This window comes from Demequina litoralis, from assembly GCF_030418455.1.
Classification (GTDB): domain Bacteria; phylum Actinomycetota; class Actinomycetes; order Actinomycetales; family Demequinaceae; genus Demequina; species Demequina litoralis.
Genome location: NZ_JAUHPW010000008.1, coordinates 45,766 through 65,182 on the forward strand (window position 1 = coordinate 45,766; position 19,417 = coordinate 65,182).

Below are 19,417 nucleotides of genomic sequence, written 5' to 3' on the forward strand. Positions count from 1 at the left end.
CGCTGGGCGGGCGCCGGCGCCCGCCCGGCTCCCGTCGCCCGCCCGACCCTTGACGCCGCCCATTCATGTATGTCTAGATATATATTGCTAGATATACACGTGGCGGCACGATGAGGTGCCGCCCCTCGACAACGGAGTCGGATGATGAACAGCAACGCACGCACGGTGCTCGTGGTCGGCGGCGGGATCGGCGGGCTGTCCGCCGCGATCGCTCTGGCACAACGAGGCAACCGGGTCACGGTGGTCGAGCGGCAGGCCGACCTCCACTCCTCCGTCTACGGCGTCGGCATCATCCAGCCCGCGAACGCGCTGCGCGCGCTCGCCGCGATCGGCTGCGCCCAGGCCTGCCTCGACGTCGGCTACCCGGCACGCGGCTGGGGCCGCATGCTCGACGTCGACGGCGCCTTCGTGCGCGACATGCCCGGCACCGCGCTGTCCGACGCGGCCTTCCCGCCGATGAACGGCGTCACCCGCCCGCAGCTGCACGCGATCCTCACCGCCCGCGCCCTCGAGGTCGGCGTCGAGGTCCGCTACTCCACCTCCTTCGCCTCGCTCGCGCCGGACGAGGCGGGCGTCGAGGTCGCGCTCACCGACGGCACCACCGCGCGGTGGGACGTGGTCGTCGGCGCCGACGGCGTGCGTTCCAAGGTGCGCGCGCACGTCCTCGGCACGGAGCTCGAGCCGCGCTACATCGGGCAGTCGGCCTACCGCGTCAACGTGCCGCGCGAGCCGGAGATCGATCGCATCGTCCTGCAGGAGGGACCCGAGGGCATGGCAGGTCTCGTGCCCATCGGACCCGAGCTCGCGTACCTGTTCTACAACGCCCGCATGGAGCGGCCGCCACGCGACGACGGCGCAGCCCTGCTCGCGGACCTGCGGGCGCACCTCGCACCGTTCGGCGGGCTGGTCGGCCGCATCAGGGACCGCCACCTCGACGAGGCGTCGGACATCGTGCTGCGACCCGAGGAGTCGCTCATCGCCGACGCGCCGTGGCACCGGGGACGGGTCGTGCTCCTCGGCGACGCGGTGCATGCGATCACCCCGCACCTGGGCCAGGGCGCCGCGCAGGCCATCGAGGACGGAGTGGTGCTCGCCGACGCCCTCGCCCACCACGGCGACGTCGAGGGCGCCTTCGCGGAATACACCGCCCGGCGCTACGAGCGCTGCCGGCTCATCGTCGAGACCTCGCTCAGCATCGGCGAATGGGAGATGGGGCGCCTGCCCGGCTTCGACAACGTGGGTGCGACAAACCACGTCCTGGAGGTGATGGCGCAGCCCCTCTGACCCGCCGGGCGCGTTGGTAGCATGACCGCGCCGGTGGACGGAGGGACGACGATGGCGCAGGCCGACGACGCGAGACTCGCCGCCGTCCTGCGCGACCTGTCCTGGACGGTACACAAGCGCACCCCCGCGCGCGCCGGCGTGGGCCCGCTGCCCACGACCGAGATCGCGCTGCTCAAGCAGGTGGTCGAGCAGCCGGGATCGACGGTGGGCGAGCTGTCCGCGGCCCTGGGGCTGCGGCAGCCCAACGCGAGCGCGGCGCTGCGCGTGCTCACCCAGCGCGGCCTCGTCGCACGCGAGGTTGGCGCCCCCGACCGGCGCATCGTCCGCATCCAGCCCACCCCCGCCGGGGTCGAGGAGCACCACGAGATCTCCCGCGCCTGGGTGCGCTCGGTCGAGGACGCGATCGCGCAGCTCGATCCCGCCGACCGCGCAACCCTCGAGGGCGCGACCGATGCGATGCTCGCCCTCACCCGCCTGGTGCGCACCGCGGAGTAGCCGCCCGGGCCGCATCGTCCCTCCACGGCTTCCCGGGGCCGGCGCGACACCCGTGAGGCTGAGTGTCGGTTCCGACGTCTCCGGAGCCTCGATCGTGAGGAATCGTGTCGCCCGCGCCGCCGACCCCCGACATGACGCCGCCCGGGCCGCATCGTCCCTTGCGGAACCATGCGGCCCGGGCGGGCACGTCTCGAGGAGGGAGACTCAGGCCGGCGTCACCTGCGGCATGCCCTCGGGGGGCAGCACGTCGAGCGCCGTGGGCACGGGGCGGGTCATCGGCTGCGGGGTGCCCCACACCGGGTTGCCCTCGGCGTCGAACGGGAGCACCTGCGCGCAGGCCTGACGGTTGGGCTCGTACAGCGGGTCGCCCTCGATCTTCGTGTAGGTGCGGGCGTGGAACACCAGGACGGTCTCACCCTCGGGCGACTCGGTGAACGAGTTGTGGCCCGGGCCGTAGATGCCGTTCTCGGGCGCCGACGTGAAGACGGGCTCGGGGCTCTTGACCCACGACGCGGGGTCGAGCAGGTCGGCGTCGGCGTCCGCGATCAGCACGCCCATCGCGTACTCGGGGCCGGTGCCGGACGCCGAGTAGGACAGGTAGAGCCTGCCGTTCTTCTGCAGCACGGAGGGGCCCTCGTTGACCCAGAACCGCTCGATCTCCCAGTCCAGCTCGGGCTTGGTGAGCATCACCGCGGGCGTCGCGAGGGTCCAGGGGTTCTCCATGCGCGCGATGTAGAGGTTCGAGTTGCCGCGGATCTCGTAGTCCTGCTGCGCCCACACGAGGTACTGCACGCCGTCCTTGACGAAGGACGTCGCGTCGAGGGCGAAGGACTCCCAGCCGGTGTCGACCTGGCCGCGCTCGACCCACTCGCCCGTCATCGGGTCCTCGTCGGTGCACTCGAGCACGAAGACGCGGTGGCAGAAGGTCTCGGCGGTGCCCGGCACGTCCGCGTGCGGGTGGCCGATCCCGGCGGCGGCGTAGTAGAGGTACCAGGCGCCGTTCACGCGGTGGATCTCCGGGGCCCAGATGAGGTTGGACTGCGGGCCCTCGTGGTGCTTGGTCCAGATGGTGACCTCGGGGGCGGCCTGCAGGTCCTCGAGGCGCTCGGCGCGACGCAGGACGATGCGGTCGTACAGCGGGTACGAGCCGGTGAAGTAGTACTGGCCGTCGTGGCGCAGGACGCACGGGTCCGCGCGCTGGAGCACGATGGGGTTCGGGATGATGTCCGTGGGCACGGCGTGACCTCCTCGTCGTTGAGTCATGGACTTCATGAACTGCTTTGCAACGTTGTAAAGAAGTGTACGGCACGCTGCGTCGGTTCCGACAACGGAACTATCGGATCACCGCCCAATCCGGTGCGGAGGGGGCCATCGCCCCTACCATGAGGCCGAAAGGGGGTGCCCATGGAAGGCGCGTCTCACGAGGCGATCCCGACGGTCCGCGAGCAGCTGACGGATATGGCACGGGCCATGGCCAACGGCGCCTCGCTCCGTGGCCTCGCGCTGGTCGTCGCCGGCGCCGTGGTCCTCGCGCTCCCGGCCGCGACCACGTGGATCGCACAGGTCCTGGCGATCGGCGCGCTCGGCGTGACGGGCCTCATGGACGTCTTCTACTCGGTCACCGGGCGCCGGTGGCTGGGCCGCCGGATCAACAGGATCGTCGCCGCGCTCCGCGGTCTCATGACCACCGCCATCGCGGCGCTCCTCGCCTGGATCGCGTTCCTGGACCCGACGGGCGGGGCGCTCAGCCTCGCCGGGGTGGTCGCCGCGGTGGGCGTGTACGTGGCGTTCCGCGGCCTCATCGGCGTGATCGACGTGCTCGTGAGGCGGAACCGCCGCGAGCGGCTCGTCAAGCTGGCGGTCTCCGGCCTCGCACTCGCGGGCGGCGTCCTCGCGGCCCAGGTCCCCGAGTCGATCGCCCGCACGGCGCTCGTGTCCTCCGCGACGACCTCGATCATCGTGGGCTTCATCCTCATCGCGTGGGGCATCCGCCGCGCGGAGAGCGGGGTGGGCCTCGACCCGTCGCGCGCCTCGATCGCCCAGGTGCTGTGGGACTGGATCCGCGGCTCCGACATCGGCGACGAGGCGCGGTCCGAGCACGTGGACTCCCTCTTCTTCGAGAACCCCGGTCGCCTCAACAAGCTGGGCACGTGGTGGGTCATGCTCGCGCTGTCCGTCGCCATCGCCACCTTCGCGGTGCTCGCGGACTCGACCGCGGTGGTCATCGGCGCGATGCTCGTGGCGCCGCTCATGACGCCGATCGTCGGCCTCGCGGGCGCGCTCGTCAACGGCTGGGCGCGGCGCGCGTTCCACTCCGCGGGGCTCGTGGCCGGCGGCGTCGCGGCGGCGATCGCCATCTCGTACGGCCTCGCGGCCTGGTCGCCCGTCGCGATCGCCTTCAGCACCAACTCGCAGATCGTCTCGCGCGTCACCCCGAGCACGATCGACATGCTCATCGCCCTCGCCGCCGGCGCCGCGGGCGCGTACGCCACCGTGAACAAGCGCGTGGCGTCGGGCATCGCGGGCGTCGCGATCGCGGTGGCGCTCGTGCCGCCGCTCGCCGTCGTCGGCGTGAGCCTGAGCGGCGAGCGCTGGGCCGATGCGGGCGGCGCCTTCCTGCTCTTCCTCACCAACTTCGTCGCGATCGTCCTCGCGGCCTGCGTCGTCTTCGTCGCGACGGGCTTCGCCCAGCCACGGGTGCTGCGCCGCAACCCGCGCCGGATGCTGCTCACCCTGTCGCCGTTCGTCATCCTCGCCGCGATCGTGCTGCTTCCGCTCATGCTGACCGCGGAGGGCCAGCTCAACACCTCGTCGCGCGACCGCGCGGCCGAGAAGGCGGTCGAGGACTGGCTGGGCGAGGACACCGAGTTCGCCATCCGCGACGTGCACGTGACCGGACAGGTGGTCGACGTCACCGTCGAGGGCCCGGGCGAGACACCCTCCGTCGACGCGCTCCAGCGGGAGCTGCTCGACACGCTCGACCAGGCGATCGCGGTCAGGATCACGGTGGTCCCGGTGACCGTGACCGAGCTGCCGGTCGCGAGCCCGTCGCCGTCGTTCGGGTAGGCGGCGCCGGCCCGGCGTAGCGTGGCCGGATGGGGACGATGCGACGGTCGGCCGGCGCCGCGATAGCGGCCGTCGCGACCCTGATCGCGGCGGTTGTCGCGGGGTGCACCGCGACGCCCGGGCCGGTGGAGTCGCCGAGCGCCACGGCCTCCGCCACCGCCTCGGCGAGCACCTCCCCCGCCCCCGCAGCGTCGGCCACGTCGTCCGCCTCGCCGTCCACCACACCGACCACCGCCGACGGCTGCCCAGCCTTCGACGCCACGGCCGCGAGCGCATCGTCCGACGACTGGGCGGGCGACCTCAGCGACGGCCTGTGGGGCGTGACGATGCGCGTGGGCACCCACGAGTGCTACGACCGCTGGGTCTTCGAGCTCACGGGCGACGGCGGGATGCCGGGCTGGTCCGTGACGCCGCACGCAGCGAGCGTGTTCGCGGTCGACGGGTCGGGCGAGGACCTGTCCCCCGCGCTCGCCGGCGACGCGTCGCTGGAGGTGGGCTTCGGCGCCTGGTACGACGGCACTCCGCTCGACCGCGCGCCGTACGGCGGGCCGATGCGCGTGCTCACCGGCGGCTTCGTCGCGATCCAGGAGGCGAGGATCGTGGGGGCGTTCGAGGGCATCACCCAGGTAGGGATCGGGCTCGACGAGCTGCGTCCCTACCGGGTGATGTGGCTCGAGGGTCCGCCGCGGCTGGTGGTGGATGTGGCGAAGTAGCGGCCCCGACCGGTGATCTCTCCACGCACCCCGTGATCTCGACCCCGTTCCGCGGCTCTCCGGACGCGACACGCCGCCGACACGCCCGATCCCAGGTGGGAGAGTGCCTCGACGGCGTGGAGAGGCACTCGGGGTTCAGATGATGGTGACGTCTCCGGCCTCGACCGTCGCCGATCCGCCGTCCCACTCGACCTCGGCCGCCGTGGCGCCGTGGTTGATGAGGAACAGTCGGTCGCCGCGGCGCACCGTCTCGACGTCGGCCGATGCGGACCGCGCGACCGGCGCCACGCCCGAGTCCGCCAGCAGCCGCGCCACCACCGCATCCGCGAGCGCCTCCGACGGCTGGGTCGCGACGTACCAGGCGGCACCCGCGCCCTCGGAGCCCGCGCGGCGGGTGATGGCGGGACCGTCTGCGGCGAGACCCTCCGTGAAGGTCGCGAGCACCTCGGCGGCGTCGGCGTGGACCACCTCGGACCAGCCCTCGATCTCGCCCGCGAGCTCGCCCGCCAGGGTCGACGACGGGGCGCCGGCGGGGGCGTCGAAGAACTGGTCGGGCTGCGCGTACGGCGCGAACTCCTCGACGCGCACTCCCAGCAGCTCCTGCCAGGACCCCAGGTAGCCGCCGGGCAGCACGCCCAGGCCCTCGTCGAGGATCGCGGACTGGTAGGTCACCAGCACGGTCGCCCCGCGCTCGCGCGCCGCCGCGACCCGCTGCTGCACCTCGGGGGTCACCACCTGCATCGTCGGGACGATGACGAGGTCGTAGCCGTCGAGCGACGAGTCCTTGGACGCGAAGTCGACCGTGACGCCCGCGCGGTACAGCGCGCCGTGCCACGCGAGCACGCTCTGGAGGTAGGACACCCGGGCGGGGGTGTCGGTCTGCTCGACGGCCCACCACGAGTCCCAGTCGAACAGGATCGCGGTGCTCGCGGGCACCCGCGAGCCGATGACCGAGGTCAGCCCCGCGAGCTCCTCGCCCAGCGCGCACACCTCGCGATAGATCCGGGTGTCCTCGCCGGCGTGGGGCACCATCGCCGAGTGGAACTTCTCGGAGCCGCGCACCGACTGGCGCCACTGGAACTGCATGATGCCGTCCGCGCCGCGCGCGATGGACTGCAGCGACAGCCGGCGGAACATGCCCGCGGGCTTGGGGGCGTTGCGCGGCCGCCAGTTCACCGCCGACGTCGCCTGCTCCATGAGCAGCCACGGCTTGTCGCCCGCGAGCGAGCGCATGAGGTCGCGCACCGCGGCGGCGAACGGGATCGCGCGCGGGTCCGCGGGGTCGGGGTAGGCGTCGTCGGTGACGAAGTCGACGTGCTGGGCCCAGCGCCAGTAGTCGACGGGCTTGAAGAAGCCCATGAAGTTGGTGGTGATGGGCTTGTCCGAGCGCGCCCGGATGATGTCGCACTCCATGCGGTGGAGCGCGAGCAGCGCGTCGGAGCTGAAGCGATCGAAGTCGAGCTGCTCGGTGGGGTTGATGCTCGCGGGCGCGGCGCGCGGCGGCATGACCTCGTCGAACGACGCGTAGTGCTGCGACCAGAAGGCGGTGCCCCACGCATCGTTCAACGTCTCGATGTCGCCGTAGCGCTCGGCGAGCCACACGCGGAAGGCGCCCGCGGACTCGTCGGACCAGCAGCGCGGGACGTGGCAGCCGTACTCGTTGTTGACGTGCCAGGCGATGACGGCGGGGTGGTCGGCGTAGCGGTCGACGATGCGCGTCGCGAGGCGGGCGGCGTAGGTCCGGTAGGTCGCGGAGCTGGGGCTGTAGTGCTGGCGCGAGCCCACGCCGAGGACGGTGCCGTCCGCCATCACGGGCAGCACATCGGGGTGCTCGCGGACCAGCCACGGCGGCGGCGCTGCGGTCGCGGTCGCGAGGTCCACGCCGATGCCGCCCGCGTGGAGGCGGTCGAGCACGTCGTCGAGCCACGCGAAGTCGAACTCGCCGTCCGCGGGCTCGAGCCTGGCCCACGAGAACACGGCGACCGTCGCGACGGTGACGCCGGCGCGCTGCATGAGCCGCACGTCCTCGTCCCACACGTCGGGGGTCCACTGCTCGGGGTTGTAGTCGCCGCCGTACCAGAGGCTGTCGAACATCGGTGGTGCTCCTTGAAGAGGCGGCGCGCGGGCGCGCCGAGGGGGTGATGCGGGCCGACGACCCGGTCGCCGGGGCGGGAGGCGTGCCCCGGCGACCGGTGTCCCTCAGCCCTTGACGCTTCCTGCCGAGAGCCCACTCTGCCAGTACCGCTGGAGGAACAGGAACGCGACGATCAGCGGGACGATGCTGATGAACGAGCCCGTGATGACGGTCGAGAACAGCACCTCGCCGCCGCCGCCCGACGTGCCCGCGGACTGCATCTGCGCGAGGCCCACGGTGAGCGGGTAGAGGTCCGAGCTGTTGAGCATGATGAGCGGCAGGAAGTAGTTGTTCCACGTCGCGACCAGGGCGAACAGCAGCACGGTGATGAAGCCGGGCACCATGAGGCGGAACGACACCTGGAAGAAGGTCCGGAACTCCCCCGCGCCGTCGACGCGGGCCGCCTCGATGAGCGAGTCGGGCACGGAGTCCGCCGCGTAGACCCGCATGAGGAACACGCCGAACGGGCTCACGAGCGACGGGACGATGATCGCCCACACCGTGTTGGTGAGGCCGGCGGAGCTGAACAGCAGGTACGTCGGCAGCGCGAGCGCGGTAAGCGGGATCATGATCGCGCCGAGCACAATCGAGAACATCGCGGTCGAGCCGGGGAAGCGGTACTTCGCGAAGCCGTAGCCGGCCATCGTGGCGAGGAACGATGCGCCCACGGCGCTGACGCCGGCGTACAGGAGCGTGTTGAGCGCCCAGCGGCCGAAGATGCCGCCCTTGTACGCGAAGACGGACTGGATGTTGTCCCACAGCGCGAAGCTGTCGCCGAACCAGTACCCGAACGTGGAGAACAGGTCGCCGGTGTTCTTGGTGCTGGCGATCGCGAGCCACACGAGCGGCAGCAGGAAGTACAGCGCGAGGGCCCACACCACGATCGACAGCGCGGTGCTGCGGTCGCGGCCGCGCCGGTGGCGCGTGGGTCGGGGCCGGTGGAGGCCGGCGGCGGAGGCCTGGCCGCCGGCTGACATCGTGGCGGTCATCGCCGCACCTTCCTCTCGGCGCGCTGAGAGCTCAGCTGCACCACGTACGACAGCACCGCGATGACGAGGCCCAGCAGGAACGCGATGGCCGCGGCGTAGTTGACGTCCTGGTTCACGAACGCGACGTTGTAGGCGTAGAAGTTCGGCGTGAAGCCGTTGGTGATGACCACCGGCGCGATCGCGTCGAGCAGAGCCGGCTCGTTGAAGAGCTGGAACGTGCCGATCACCGAGAAGATGACGGTGAGCATGATCGCGGGCTTGATCGCGGGGATCTTGATGCTCAGCGCGATGCGGATGCGGCTCGCGCCGTCGATCGCGGCGGCCTCGTACAGCTCGGTCGGGATCGCGCGGAGCGCGGCGTACATGATGATCATGTTGTAGCCGACGTACTCCCACGTGACGATGTTCATCATCGAACCGAGGATCGAGGACGTCCCGAGCAGGTCGGGCGGCTGCAGGCCGAGCGCCTCGAAGGCCTGGGTGATGGGCCCGAAGTCGGGGCCGTAAAGGTAGCCCCACATGAGCGTCGCGACCACGCCGGGCACCGCGTACGGCATGAAGGCGAGCAGGCGGGCGCTGCGCGCGGCCCGGGTGCGGCCGCTGTCGATCGCGAGCGCGAGGAACAGCGCCAGGAACAGCATGATCGGCACCTGGATCACCAGGAAGAGCCCCATGCGGCCGACGCCGCCGAGGAACGCCTCGTCGGTGAGCGCCTCCGCGAAGTTCTTGAGCCCGACGAACGAGGTGCCGCCGATGAGCTTGTTCTCGAAGAGGCTGAGGTAGGCCGCGTAGCCGAGCGGCACGATGATCATCGCGATGAACAGCACCATGAACGGCACGACGAACAGGAACCCGGCGAACGGGTGGCCCCGATGCCCGCGGCGCGGCGCGCGCCGGGACGAGGGGGGCGCCGCCGGGGACTCGGCGGAGCTGACGGTGGTGACGGCCACGGGGGGCCTCCTTCACTGCGGTGTGAGGGGTGGTGGCGGGGGCGCCGCGCATCGGCGCCCCCGCCCTTGCTGCTACTCGACCGTGAAGCCCTGCTCGGTCGCGTAGTCGACGAGCTCCTGCTGCCAGACGTCGAGCGCGCCCACGGCGTCGCCCTTCTTCTCCCAGGCGGCGCCCACGGTCTCGTTGTAGGACGAGAGCACGTACTCCATGAACGGGAGCCACTCGAAGGTCGGGTCGACGGTCGCGGAGATCTCGGCGAACTCCGCGTTGACCTCCTGGCCGCCGAAGAACTCGACCGGCTGGTCCGCGTACTCCGGGTCCTCCAGCAGCGAGGTGAGCGCCGGGTACAGGAACTGCTCGGTCGCGAACATCGTGGTCGGCTCGGGCTCGTAGTTGATCCACCGCGCGAGCTCGTAGGCCGCGATCGGGTTCTCCGAGGTGGCGAGGACGGCGTTGGAGGAGCCGCCCCAGTTGCCCGACACCGGGTTCGCGGCGTCCCACTGCGGCAGCGGCGCCGCGCGCCACTTGCCGGCGGTGCCCTCCGCGGTGCCCTGGAGGAAGATCGGGCCCCAGGCCGGGACGAGCCATCCGGCGTAGTTGCCGTTGGCGATGTTCTGGAACCAGTTGTCGGTCCAGCCGGCGTCGGTCGACACCAGGTCGGCCTGGACGAGGTCCTGCCAGTACTGGACGATCTCCTTGACCTCGGCCGAGCTCACGTCGATCGACACGGTCTCCGCGCCGTCGTAGCCGAACGGGTCGATGCCCGCCTGCCACAGCAGCGCGATGAGCTGGACGGGCTCGTTCGCGGCGAGGTTCGAGATGTACGAGCCGGTCTCGTCCTTCACCAGCTGAGCGGCCTCGGCGTACTCGTCGTAGGTCTCGGGCGCGGCGTCGAGGCCTGCCTCGGCGAGGATGTCCTCGCGGTAGAGGTTGCCCATGGGGCCGGTGTCCTGCGGGATCGCCCACACGCCCGCATCGTTCGCCACCTGGTTCCACACCCACTCGACGTAGTCGCCGCCCAGGTCGCGGGCGCCGAACTGGGAGAGGTCGAGCAGCGAGTTCGTGAGGTTGAAGGTGGGGATGTACATGTACTCGATCTGGGCGACGTCGGGGGCACCCTCGCCGGACTCCAGCGCGGAGCGCAGCTTCTGGTAGTGCTCGAGGCCCTGGCCGACGTTCTCGACCGTGACGTCCATCGCGGGGTACGCCTCCTCGAAGAGGGCGATCTCGTTCTCGATGTCGGGGACCCACGTCCAGAACGTGAGCTCGGTCGGGGTGCTCATCGCCTCGTCGAAGGCGTCCGAGGCGATGGGCTCGGCGCTCTCGGCGCCACCGCCGTCGCCGTCGCCCGAGCTGCAGCCGGTGGCGATCAGGGAGAAGGCGGCGGCAGTTCCTGCCAGCGCCATTGCTGTCCTACGTGCCTTGTTCATTCCTGTTCCTTCTCTCTACTTCCCCAGGTTCGGGGACTCGGGGTGAATCTGCTCGCCGACGAGGACCGCGGTGGCCCAGGCGGACAGCTCCAGGTGATCGCCGGCGGCGTGCGCCGCATCGCCGATCGGGTCCGTGACCGGTCGCGCCAGCGCGACCGTCGCGGGGGTCCAGCCCCAGTTGAAGACGAACCACACCCGGCGGCCGTCGGGAAGGGTGCCGGACGATGCGGTGACGGCCGCCGGCGGATCCGCCAGCAGGCCGTCGGGCGAGGTGCCGCCGACCGCGTGGGACACGACCGCGGCGGCGAGCTCGCGCGTGGGGACGCAGCCGACGGTGGTGACGCGGCCCGCTCCCGAGGGGGCGCTCGTGACGGCCGCGAAGTCGCGGAAGCGCGGGTGGTCGTAGCCGGCCAGCACCTCGGCCGCCTCGGGGATGAGGCCGTCGATCCACAGCTCCGCGGCGGCGCCGTCGGGCAGCGCGAGGGCCGGCGTCCCCGTCGCGGGGACGGGGGCGTCGAGGTTGGAGAACTCCTCGTACCGCGCGGACGCGGCGTCGGCGAGCCCTGGCGGTGCGACCTGGTGGCGGGCGCGGGCCTCGGTGTCGGCGTAGGCGGTGCGCGGGCCGAGGACGAGGTGGCCGCCGGCCTTCGCGTAGTCGTCCAGGAGGGCGATGTCGTCGTCCGAGGCGATGTAGAGGCCCGCCGCGACGAGCACCGGGTAGCGCCGGACCAGCTCCTCCGCGCCGAGGGCGTGCGCCTGGCCGAGGTGGAGGATGCGGACCTGGGCGCGGGAGTCGAAGGCGCCGTCGTAGAAGGCGTCGACGATGCGCTCGTAGGGGTCGCCCTCGTCGCCCGCGGGCATCCGGAACGGCGGCTGGAACTGGAGCGCATGCTTGCTGGGGATCGACCACAGGACGGCGACGTCGGCGTCGGGCTCGTAGCCGTCGAGCAGGCCGCCGAGGCCCTTCAGCCGGGTGCCGATCCCGGCGATCTCGTCGTAGACACGGCCGGGCTCGAGGCTGTGCGGGAGCACGCCGCCCCAGTAGGTCTCGGCCCCGTAGGGCAGCGTGTTCCACTGCCAGTACTCGACGAGCGCCGCGCCGCGCGAGATCAGCGCGAAGGCCGCCTGCGCGAGCTGGCCCGGGTACGGCGGGTAGTTGGAGGCGGAGTCCCCGATCGCCTGCGCGTTGGTCTCGGTGACGAGGTAGCGCGCCTGCTTGGAGGAGAACATCCGGTCGCCCTGGCGGAAGAGGGTGGGCACGCCGCTGGTGGTCCAGTACTCGGTCGTGGGGCGGCGGTCCTCGATCGCGAGGCGGTCCTGCATCCCGTAGTAGGGGTTGCCGGCTGTCACGGTGAGCGCCTCCGCGGTGCGCTGGTCGTCGAGCGCGGCGCGCGGGTACTGGAAGCAGGTGGTGACGAACTGGGCGGGGTCGCGGTACTCCTCGACGAGCCCGGCCTGCCACGCGATGAACTCGGCGGTGAGGTCGGCCTGGAAGGTGCGCCACGCGAGGTCGTACTGGGGGAACGAGTTGCCGTCGGGCCGCCACAGCTCCGACCAGTCCTGGAGGCGGTGCGACCAGTAGGTGAGGCCCCACTCGCGGTTGAGCGTGTCGACGTCGCCGTAGGTCGCGGCGAGCGTCGCGACGAAGCGTGCGAACACCTGGTCGTTGTGGAAGATCTCGATGCCGGGCTCGTTGTCGACCTGGAAGCCGACCACCGACGGGTGGGACGCGTACCGGTCGAGGATCGCGCGGATGAGCCGCTCGGCGCGCGCGAGGAACTCGGGGTGGGTGAAGTCCATCTCCTGGCGGGCGCCCCACGGGATCGGCTCCCCGGTGGCGCGGTCGGCGGCGATCTCGGGGTGGGCGACCTGGAGCCACGGCGGCACCGCGTAGGTGGGGGTGCCGAGGATGACGCGGATGCCTCGCTCGTGCGCGGCGTCGAGGGTGGGCGCGAGCCACTCGAGGTCGTACCGGCCCTCGCGGGGCTCCCACGTCGACCACACGGACTCCCCCACGCGGATGGTGGTGATGCCCGCTTCGACCATGAGGTCGAGGTCGGTCTCGAGTCGGTCGTGACGCTGGTACTCGGGGTAGTACGCGACCCCGAGGTCGATGCGCCCGGGGGCAGCGGCGGTGCTGCTGTGCTCCATAGATCCACTCCGTTGTTGATCCGGCTGGGCCCCTGCTTCCCGGCTTTGTTACCGGCCACATTGGGGCATAACGGCGATGTTACCGGTAATATCGGGAAGCGCAAGGCCCCGAGATGTCACGGTTTCGTGACGTTGGGGCGGTACGGTTCAGCCATACGGCGTGCGATGGAGGGCGATGGGCATGACCGAGCAGGCAGCCCCGTCGGCGGGCTCGGGCTCCCGCGGCGAGCGGGAGGCCGGCGCGCGCGGCGAGCCGGGCGCAGGCGACGGCGCCGGCGACGAGCCGATCGCGCCCGAGCGCAAGGTCCGTCACGGCGCTGCCGCCGCGGGCAAGCCGGCGACCATCTACGACGTCGCTCATGCGGCGGGCGTGTCGCACCAGACGGTGAGCCGCTTCCTCAAGGGCTTCGCCGGCATCCGGCCGGAGACGCGCGCCAAGGTCGAGCGCGCCCTCGCGGAGCTCGACTACCGGCCCAACCTCACCGCGCGCTCGCTCACCACGGGACGGTCGCACCGCATCGGCGCCCTCACGCACGACATCGACAAGTACGGCCCCAGCAAGATCCTCGGCTCGGCTGCCGCGGCCGCCCGCGACGCGGGCTACGTCCTCGACATCGTCACGCTCGACACCACGGACGCCGCCTCGATCGACGAGGCGCTCGCGATGATCGCGGAGCACGACGTCGAGGGCGTGCTCGCGCTCTCCTCGACCGACGAGATGACGCACGCCTTCGAGCGGATCGACTTCCGCGTGCCGGCCTTCGTGGTCACCGAGCCCGACGAGCCGAGCCGCGTCCGGTCGCAGCTCGCGACCGAGGGGATGCCGGCGCTGGTCGCGCACCTGGCGCGGCTGGGCCACCGCAGGATCCTCTTCCTCGCGGGGCCGCACCACTGGTCCGCGGCCCGCAACCGCACGCGGGCGATCGAGGCCGCCGCCGAGGCGCTCGGGCTCGAGGTCACCGGGATCATCGAGGGCGACTGGTCGGCCGCCTCGGGGTACGCGGCGATCGCCGACCTCGAGGACCTCGATGCGACCGCCATCGTGTCGGCGAACGACCAGATGGCGCTCGGCGCGATGCTCGCGTTGTCCGAGCGCGGCCTCGCGGTGCCTCGCGACGTGAGCGTGACCGGCATCGACGACCTCCCCGACGCGGCCTTCTACACCCCGCCGCTCACGACGCTGCGGATGGATCTCGCGGGGCGCGGCCGCGCGGCCTTCGCCGAGCTCCTGAGCCGCATCGAGGGCTCCGCGGCGCACGAGCCGCCGGCCGTGCAGGCGGAGCTGATCGTGCGCCAGTCGACGGGCCCCGCGCCGAGGCGCACACCGCTCGATTCCCAATGACAAAGGTGACAGGTGGGACGGCACGTCCCACCTGTCACCTTTGTCATTGGGAATCAGAGGTCAGCGGGGGTTGCGGCGGCCGAAGATCACGTGGCCCAGCGGGATGAGCGAGCCGATCATGAGCACCCAGCCCTGACCCGGGTCGTCTGCATGAAGCCTGGCGCCCCCGACCAGCAGCGCGCAGAAGATCAGCGCGGACACGAGCCGCCGCGCCGTGAGCTCGAGCTTGGAGAACGTCTCCTCGAGGCGCGGCGTCGTCACCGCGAGGTTGCCGGTCTCGACCTTGTGCAGCACCGCGTCGAGCCGCTTGGGCATGTGGCGGATCACGCCGACGGCCTCGACCGCGTCGCGACCGACCTCGCGCGCCATGCTGCTGGTCTCGTCGCGCAGCAGCCGCTGCGCGTACGGCTCGACCGAGTCCCAGATGTTGTACGCCGGGTCGAGCGAGCTGCACAGCCCCGAGGTCAGCGACACCGCGCGGATGATGAGCAGGAAGTTCTCGGGCAGCTGGAACGGCAGCGTGAGCATGACGTCGGAGAACTCGAGCGCGAAGTCGCGGAACTCGCGCGGGTCCACGCGCCGCAGGTCCGCGAAGCCCATGCCGCCGAAGCGCGAGAACACCTGGGTCATCACCCGCTCGAGCTCGACGGTGTCGGCCGAGGGCAGCAGCACCCCCGCATCGTGCATCGCGCGGACCATGCCCTTGCCGTCGCGCGAGGCCGCCGCGATGACGACGGCGCGCAGCGCGCTGCGCAGGCGGTCGGGGACCTCACCCATCATCCCGAAGTCGACGAACGTGAGCCGCCACTCGGGCCCCTCCTCCCCCGCGGCGCGGGGCGTGACGAAGAGGTTGCCCGGGTGCGGGTCGGCGTGGAAGAAGCTGTGCCGGAAGAGCTGGTCGAGCATGACGTCGGCGAACACGTTCGCGACCTCGGCCGGGGAGATCCCCGCGGCCCGGATGCCCTCGACGTCGGTGATCTTGATCGCCGTGACGTCCTCGAGCGTGAGGACGCGGCGGGTGGTGCGCTCCCACACGACGGCGGGGACGTGGACACGCTCGTCCTCGGCGAAGGTCTCGGCGAAGCGGTCGGCGTTGGCGGCCTCGTGGAGGTAGTCGACCTCCTCGAGGCTGGTCTGCGCGAACTCCTCGACGAGCGCGGGCAGGTCGACCCGCTGATGGATGATCCGGATCCGCATGAGCCACATCGAGATGCGCCGCAGCGCGGACAGGTCGATCTCGACGATGTGGCCGATGCCGGGCCGCTGGATCTTCACCACGACGTCCGCGAAACCCACGGCATCCTTGTCGGTGGCGGCGAGCGTCGCCCGATGCGCCTGCCCGATCGACGCGGACGCGACGGGCGTCTCGTCGAAGGACGCGTAGATGTGTCGCAGCGGCACGCCCAGCTCGTCCTCGGCGAGCGCGTGGATCTGGTCGAAGGGCACCGCAGGGACCTCGTCCTGGAGGTCCTCGAGCTCCCTGGTGATCTCCGGCGGCAGCACGTCGAGGCGGGTCGACAGGAACTGGCCGAGCTTGATCATCAGCCCGCCGAGGTCGACCGCGAGCACGCGGAAGCGGCGCGCGAGGCGCTGCATGCGGGCCTCGCGCGTGCGCTCGGCGATGCGCGCCATGCCGAAGCGCGGCAGGAAGAGCTCGTACCACCACGTGACGATGAGGTGCCGCGCGGCGAAGCGCAGGATGCGGCGGTAGCGGGCGCGTCCGCGGGTGGCGTCGGGCATCGATTCTCCTCGATCCCCGACGGCCCGACGGCGTCTCGTCAGCCCTGCGCGAGGATCGAGTAAATCCTACGTCGTGCCTCGTCCAGGACCTCGACGACCTTCTCCTGCTCCTCCTTGGTGCCCGTGCGGGCGGCCTGCGCGGCGGCCTGCGCGAGCTCGAAGCCGGACTTCGACAGCGGGCCCAGCTTGGAGTTGTCCCACAGCGGCTGCGTCTCCCACGGCGCGTCCTTCGCGGCCGCGGCGGCCTCGTCCCGGCCGGCCTCGGTGAGCGAGTAGATCTTGCGGTCGTGCTGGGTCTCGGCGGACACGAGGCCCTCGTCCGCGAGCAGCTGGAGCGTGGGGTACACGGAGCCGGCGCTGGGCTTCCAGCGGCCGCCGGTGCGCTCCTCGATCTCGCGGATGATCTGGTAGCCGTGCATGTCGCCCTCGTGCAGCAGCGCGAGGATCGCGGCGCGCACGTCGCCGCGGCCCATGCGGGTCCCGACGCGCTTGTCGAAGCTGTGCTTGATCTGGTCCATCGCGTCCCACATCGCGTCCATCGCCTCGGACGGGCTGCGCGGGTTGAAGCCCCCGCCGCCTCCGGGTCGGGTCGTGCCGGTCATGGTGGCCTCCTTGCCGTCCGGCGGGATCGCCGAACGATAGCGAGCGATACATCGTTCAGTGTCGCTCCCGGTGGGACGATGCGCAAGGGGCTCCGCCGGATCCGGCGCCGTCGGGACGATGCGCGGGTCGGGCGGACCTGCGCGGACGGGTCAGGCGTGGACCGAGGATGCGACGAGCACCGCGGTCGCGACCACCACGGCGACGAAGAGCGCGGACTCCCAGCGCACCACCCCGCGGAGGTGCGCGTCCTCCGGCGCATCGTGCTCCCCCTCGCCGGACCTGGCGGCGAGCCGCGGCACGATGCGGAAGTGCGTGTACGCGCCGATCACGGCGACCACGGCGACGAGCGCCACCTTGACGAGCAGGACGATGCCCCACGTCGAGGTCCACAGGTCGGAGAGCTCCTCGAGGATCTCCCACGCGAGCACCACGCCGGCGATGCCGACGACGACGAACGACGCGGCGGCCACCACGCCGAACCGCGACGCCATCGCGCCGGCGTCGAGGGGGCGGCCCTCGCGGCTGCGGCGGCGCAGCACGGCGGCAAGGCTCACGACGCCTCCGACCCAGACCGCCGCGGCGACGAGGTGCGCGATGTCCGCCGTGAGCACCAGCCATCGCGGCTCGGCGGTGTTGCTGTGACCGCCGAGCACGTGACCGGCGCCCGCGACCAGCACCCCGACGGTCGCGAGCCACGAGCCGGCGACCGTCCGCATCGTGCCGACGAGCATGAGGAGACCACCGAGCGCCTGGAGGCCGAGGACCCACGCGAAGGTGCCGGCGAGGGCGTCCTGGAAGGCGTCCGCCTGGAGGCCGTCCGCGAACGACCCGCCGGCGATGAGCGCCGACCGCCCGATCACGCGCAGGGCGAGGCCGCCGAGCAGCAGCGCGCCGCACCACCGCACGCCGGCGAGGAGGCGGGGGACGTCGTCGGAGTCGCGTCCGCGCATGGCGATGCCGGCGAAGGCGAGCGCGCCGCCGGCCACGAGGAGCGACCACAGCGCGATGGCCGCGCCGCCGCGGGCGACGATGCGTGCCGCGAGGTCGCTCGCGGCTCCGCCCGCGGACTCGGGATCCATGGCCATGGTGGCCGTCGGGGAGGGCGAGGCCGACTGCTGCTCGGTGCTCGACGGGGAGGCGCTCGCCGTGGCGTCCGGCGTCGCCGATGCGGTGGCGGTATGCGTCGGTTCCGGAGCGACACCGGCGACGTCGAAGGAGAATGTGCCGTCGAGCGGGTGGCCGTCCTCGGCGGCGACCGTCCACGCGACCGTGTAGGCGCCGTCGCCCAGCGGCTCGGCGGGGGTCGCGACGATGACGATGCCGTCGTCGGTCTGCTCGATCGCCGCCTCGACAGGCCCGTCCGGCCCGGCGATCTCGACCGCCTCGCCCAGGGGCGTGACCGGCAGCGTGAACGTGAGGACGATCTCCTCGACCGCGTGGTCGACGGTGACGCCATCGGCGGGGTCCGAGTGGTCGAGGTCGGTGTGCGCCCACGCGGTATGGCCGTTCACCAGGGCGAACGCGAGCGCGAGGACGAAGATGAGCACCCATCGCGCCGCGGCCGGGACGGCGACGGCGGGTGGCGGGCGCAGGGCGGGGACTCTCTGCGGGGCGGACATTGCCGACCACCATAGGCATGCCTCGCGCGATCACGGTAGGGCCCGACTCCGTGCCGCACGTCCGCCCCGGCGCCACAGGTGCGGCGTCGGGGCGGACCGGTGCGGGCGTACAGGCCCGGCGTTCAGACCTGCGCGCGGCGGGCGCGGGCCGCGGCGGCGTGCCAGGCCTCCTGGTCCACGCCCTTGACGATCAGCCAGAGCGCGAACACGAGCTCGCCCGGGATGGCGAGCACGAGCACGATCGTCTCCCACGTGCCGGCCAGGCCGGGGGCCAGGAAGGTGCCGAAGCTCTGGACGAGGTAGCCGACGCCCGCGAGCGCCAGCAGGATCCCCGCGAAGCGCGGCAGGAAGCCGGAGCGCATCACCAGCCAGCCGGTGAGCAGGAGCGAGAGCGCGAAGCAGAAGCCCCAGATGAGGACGATGCCGTCGTTGGCCTCCTGGAAGTACAGCGCGAGGGAGTCGCGCTCCGCCGCGTCGAAGGCGGCGAGGGCTCCGCTGTCGCCGACCGCGACGAGCGTGAGGACGCTCGTGACGAGGCAGCCGGCGGCCATCACCACGGCCTCGGCCACGCGGGCCAGCGCGCCTGCCAGGGACATGGACCGGCTCACGGGCCGCAGCAGCGTGTAGAGGACGCCGGCGAGCACGATCTCGATGATCACGATGAGCGCCTCACCGGCCAGGCCCCACCGGAACAGGGCCTCCTGCGTGCGGACGTTGGCGGCGGTGGCGGCGGCATCCCCGGGTACCACGAGGCTCGCGCGGGCGAACGTCGCGAGGGGGTAGATCACGAAGATGGCCAGGTAGAGCGCTCCGGCGACGCGGGTGAGGCGACGCAGCCGCGGGCGGGTCGGGGACGCCGGCGCGGCGTCGGCGGGCTGGGTGACGGTGGTGGTCGACATG

At 72.0% G+C, this 19,417-nt stretch carries 15 protein-coding genes; 5 read left to right on the forward strand and 10 right to left on the reverse strand.

Features of this window, described 5'->3' with window-relative positions; all coding sequences use genetic code 11:
• The first annotated feature begins 144 nt into the window (after positions 1 to 144).
• Together QQX09_RS10725 and QQX09_RS10730 are read left to right on the forward strand one after the other, a co-directional pair.
• Positions 145 to 1,284 (forward strand): FAD-dependent oxidoreductase, encoded by a 1,140-nt coding sequence (locus QQX09_RS10725; protein WP_301134489.1) that lies wholly within the window; start codon positions 145 to 147, stop codon positions 1,282 to 1,284.
• Positions 1,285 to 1,317: 33 nt separating this feature from the next.
• A complete protein-coding gene (locus tag QQX09_RS10730; RefSeq protein ID WP_301134490.1) occupies positions 1,318 to 1,779 on the forward strand; it encodes a MarR family winged helix-turn-helix transcriptional regulator in 462 nt (153 codons plus the stop codon).
• A 204-nt stretch (positions 1,780 to 1,983) separates the two neighbouring features.
• Here the strand turns inward: QQX09_RS10730 and QQX09_RS10735 are convergent, their stop codons facing one another.
• Positions 1,984 to 3,015, reverse strand: coding sequence for a glycoside hydrolase family 43 protein (locus QQX09_RS10735; RefSeq protein ID WP_301134492.1), 1,032 nt, complete (start codon positions 3,013 to 3,015; stop codon positions 1,984 to 1,986).
• A 168-nt stretch (positions 3,016 to 3,183) separates the two neighbouring features.
• On the opposite strand from QQX09_RS10735, the gene QQX09_RS10740 reads away from it, so the two are divergent.
• The gene (locus tag QQX09_RS10740; RefSeq protein WP_301134494.1) at positions 3,184 to 4,845 is read left to right on the forward strand and encodes a DUF389 domain-containing protein; all 1,662 of its coding nucleotides are present in this window, start codon (positions 3,184 to 3,186) and stop codon (positions 4,843 to 4,845) included.
• Positions 4,846 to 4,874: 29 nt separating this feature from the next.
• On the forward strand, positions 4,875 to 5,558 hold the full coding sequence (locus QQX09_RS10745; RefSeq protein ID WP_301134496.1) for an AMIN-like domain-containing (lipo)protein: 684 nt from the start codon (positions 4,875 to 4,877) through the stop codon (positions 5,556 to 5,558).
• Positions 5,559 to 5,693: 135 nt separating this feature from the next.
• Here the strand turns inward: QQX09_RS10745 and QQX09_RS10750 are convergent, their stop codons facing one another.
• The 5 genes from QQX09_RS10750 to QQX09_RS10770 all read right to left on the reverse strand — a co-directional run bounded on the left by QQX09_RS10750 (position 5,694) and on the right by QQX09_RS10770 (position 13,213).
• Positions 5,694 to 7,652, reverse strand: a complete 1,959-nt coding sequence (locus QQX09_RS10750; protein ID WP_301134498.1) for a beta-galactosidase — start codon at positions 7,650 to 7,652, stop codon at positions 5,694 to 5,696.
• Positions 7,653 to 7,757: 105 nt separating this feature from the next.
• Positions 7,758 to 8,681, reverse strand: coding sequence for a carbohydrate ABC transporter permease (locus QQX09_RS10755; RefSeq protein ID WP_301134500.1), 924 nt, complete (start codon positions 8,679 to 8,681; stop codon positions 7,758 to 7,760).
• Positions 8,678 to 9,631 (reverse strand): carbohydrate ABC transporter permease, encoded by a 954-nt coding sequence (locus QQX09_RS10760; RefSeq protein WP_301134502.1) that lies wholly within the window; start codon positions 9,629 to 9,631, stop codon positions 8,678 to 8,680. Before QQX09_RS10760 ends, QQX09_RS10755 begins: the two co-directional genes overlap by 4 nt.
• A 72-nt stretch (positions 9,632 to 9,703) precedes the next feature.
• Positions 9,704 to 11,062 (reverse strand): ABC transporter substrate-binding protein, encoded by a 1,359-nt coding sequence (locus QQX09_RS10765; protein ID WP_301134504.1) that lies wholly within the window; start codon positions 11,060 to 11,062, stop codon positions 9,704 to 9,706.
• Between the two features lie 15 nt (positions 11,063 to 11,077).
• On the reverse strand, positions 11,078 to 13,213 hold the full coding sequence (locus QQX09_RS10770; RefSeq protein ID WP_301134506.1) for a beta-galactosidase: 2,136 nt from the start codon (positions 13,211 to 13,213) through the stop codon (positions 11,078 to 11,080).
• Between the two features lie 181 nt (positions 13,214 to 13,394).
• Between QQX09_RS10770 and QQX09_RS10775 the strand changes: the two genes are divergently transcribed.
• Positions 13,395 to 14,555, forward strand: coding sequence for a LacI family DNA-binding transcriptional regulator (locus QQX09_RS10775; RefSeq protein WP_301134508.1), 1,161 nt, complete (start codon positions 13,395 to 13,397; stop codon positions 14,553 to 14,555).
• Positions 14,556 to 14,615: 60 nt separating this feature from the next.
• Here QQX09_RS10775 and QQX09_RS10780 read toward each other — a convergent pair whose 3' ends face one another.
• The 4 genes from QQX09_RS10780 to QQX09_RS10795 all read right to left on the reverse strand — a co-directional run bounded on the left by QQX09_RS10780 (position 14,616) and on the right by QQX09_RS10795 (position 19,416).
• A complete protein-coding gene (locus QQX09_RS10780) occupies positions 14,616 to 16,295 on the reverse strand; it encodes an ABC1 kinase family protein (protein ID WP_301134510.1) in 1,680 nt (559 codons plus the stop codon).
• 38 nt (positions 16,296 to 16,333) lie between these two features.
• The gene (locus QQX09_RS10785; protein WP_301134512.1) at positions 16,334 to 16,897 is read right to left on the reverse strand and encodes a PadR family transcriptional regulator; all 564 of its coding nucleotides are present in this window, start codon (positions 16,895 to 16,897) and stop codon (positions 16,334 to 16,336) included.
• Positions 16,898 to 17,047: 150 nt separating this feature from the next.
• Positions 17,048 to 18,445, reverse strand: a complete 1,398-nt coding sequence (locus tag QQX09_RS10790) for a copper resistance CopC/CopD family protein (RefSeq protein WP_301134513.1) — start codon at positions 18,443 to 18,445, stop codon at positions 17,048 to 17,050.
• Between the two features lie 194 nt (positions 18,446 to 18,639).
• The gene (locus tag QQX09_RS10795) at positions 18,640 to 19,416 is read right to left on the reverse strand and encodes a DUF4386 domain-containing protein (protein WP_301134515.1); all 777 of its coding nucleotides are present in this window, start codon (positions 19,414 to 19,416) and stop codon (positions 18,640 to 18,642) included.
• Position 19,417: the final 1 nt, after the last annotated feature.

Excerpts from the sequence above, each read along its gene's own strand:
- QQX09_RS10725 (WP_301134489.1), top strand. The coding sequence starts at position 145 with ATGAACAGCAACGCACGCACGGTGCTCGTGGTCGGCGGCGGGATCGGC.
- QQX09_RS10740 (WP_301134494.1), top strand. The coding sequence starts at position 3,184 with ATGGAAGGCGCGTCTCACGAGGCGATCCCGACGGTCCGCGAGCAGCTG.
- QQX09_RS10745 (WP_301134496.1), top strand. The coding sequence starts at position 4,875 with ATGGGGACGATGCGACGGTCGGCCGGCGCCGCGATAGCGGCCGTCGCG.
- QQX09_RS10750 (WP_301134498.1), bottom strand. The coding sequence starts at position 7,652 with ATGTTCGACAGCCTCTGGTACGGCGGCGACTACAACCCCGAGCAGTGG.
- QQX09_RS10755 (WP_301134500.1), bottom strand. The coding sequence starts at position 8,681 with ATGACCGCCACGATGTCAGCCGGCGGCCAGGCCTCCGCCGCCGGCCTC.
- QQX09_RS10765 (WP_301134504.1), bottom strand. The coding sequence starts at position 11,062 with ATGAACAAGGCACGTAGGACAGCAATGGCGCTGGCAGGAACTGCCGCC.
- QQX09_RS10770 (WP_301134506.1), bottom strand. The coding sequence starts at position 13,213 with ATGGAGCACAGCAGCACCGCCGCTGCCCCCGGGCGCATCGACCTCGGG.
- QQX09_RS10775 (WP_301134508.1), top strand. The coding sequence starts at position 13,395 with ATGACCGAGCAGGCAGCCCCGTCGGCGGGCTCGGGCTCCCGCGGCGAG.
- QQX09_RS10780 (WP_301134510.1), bottom strand. The coding sequence starts at position 16,295 with ATGCCCGACGCCACCCGCGGACGCGCCCGCTACCGCCGCATCCTGCGC.
- QQX09_RS10785 (WP_301134512.1), bottom strand. The coding sequence starts at position 16,897 with ATGACCGGCACGACCCGACCCGGAGGCGGCGGGGGCTTCAACCCGCGC.
- QQX09_RS10795 (WP_301134515.1), bottom strand. The coding sequence starts at position 19,416 with ATGTCGACCACCACCGTCACCCAGCCCGCCGACGCCGCGCCGGCGTCC.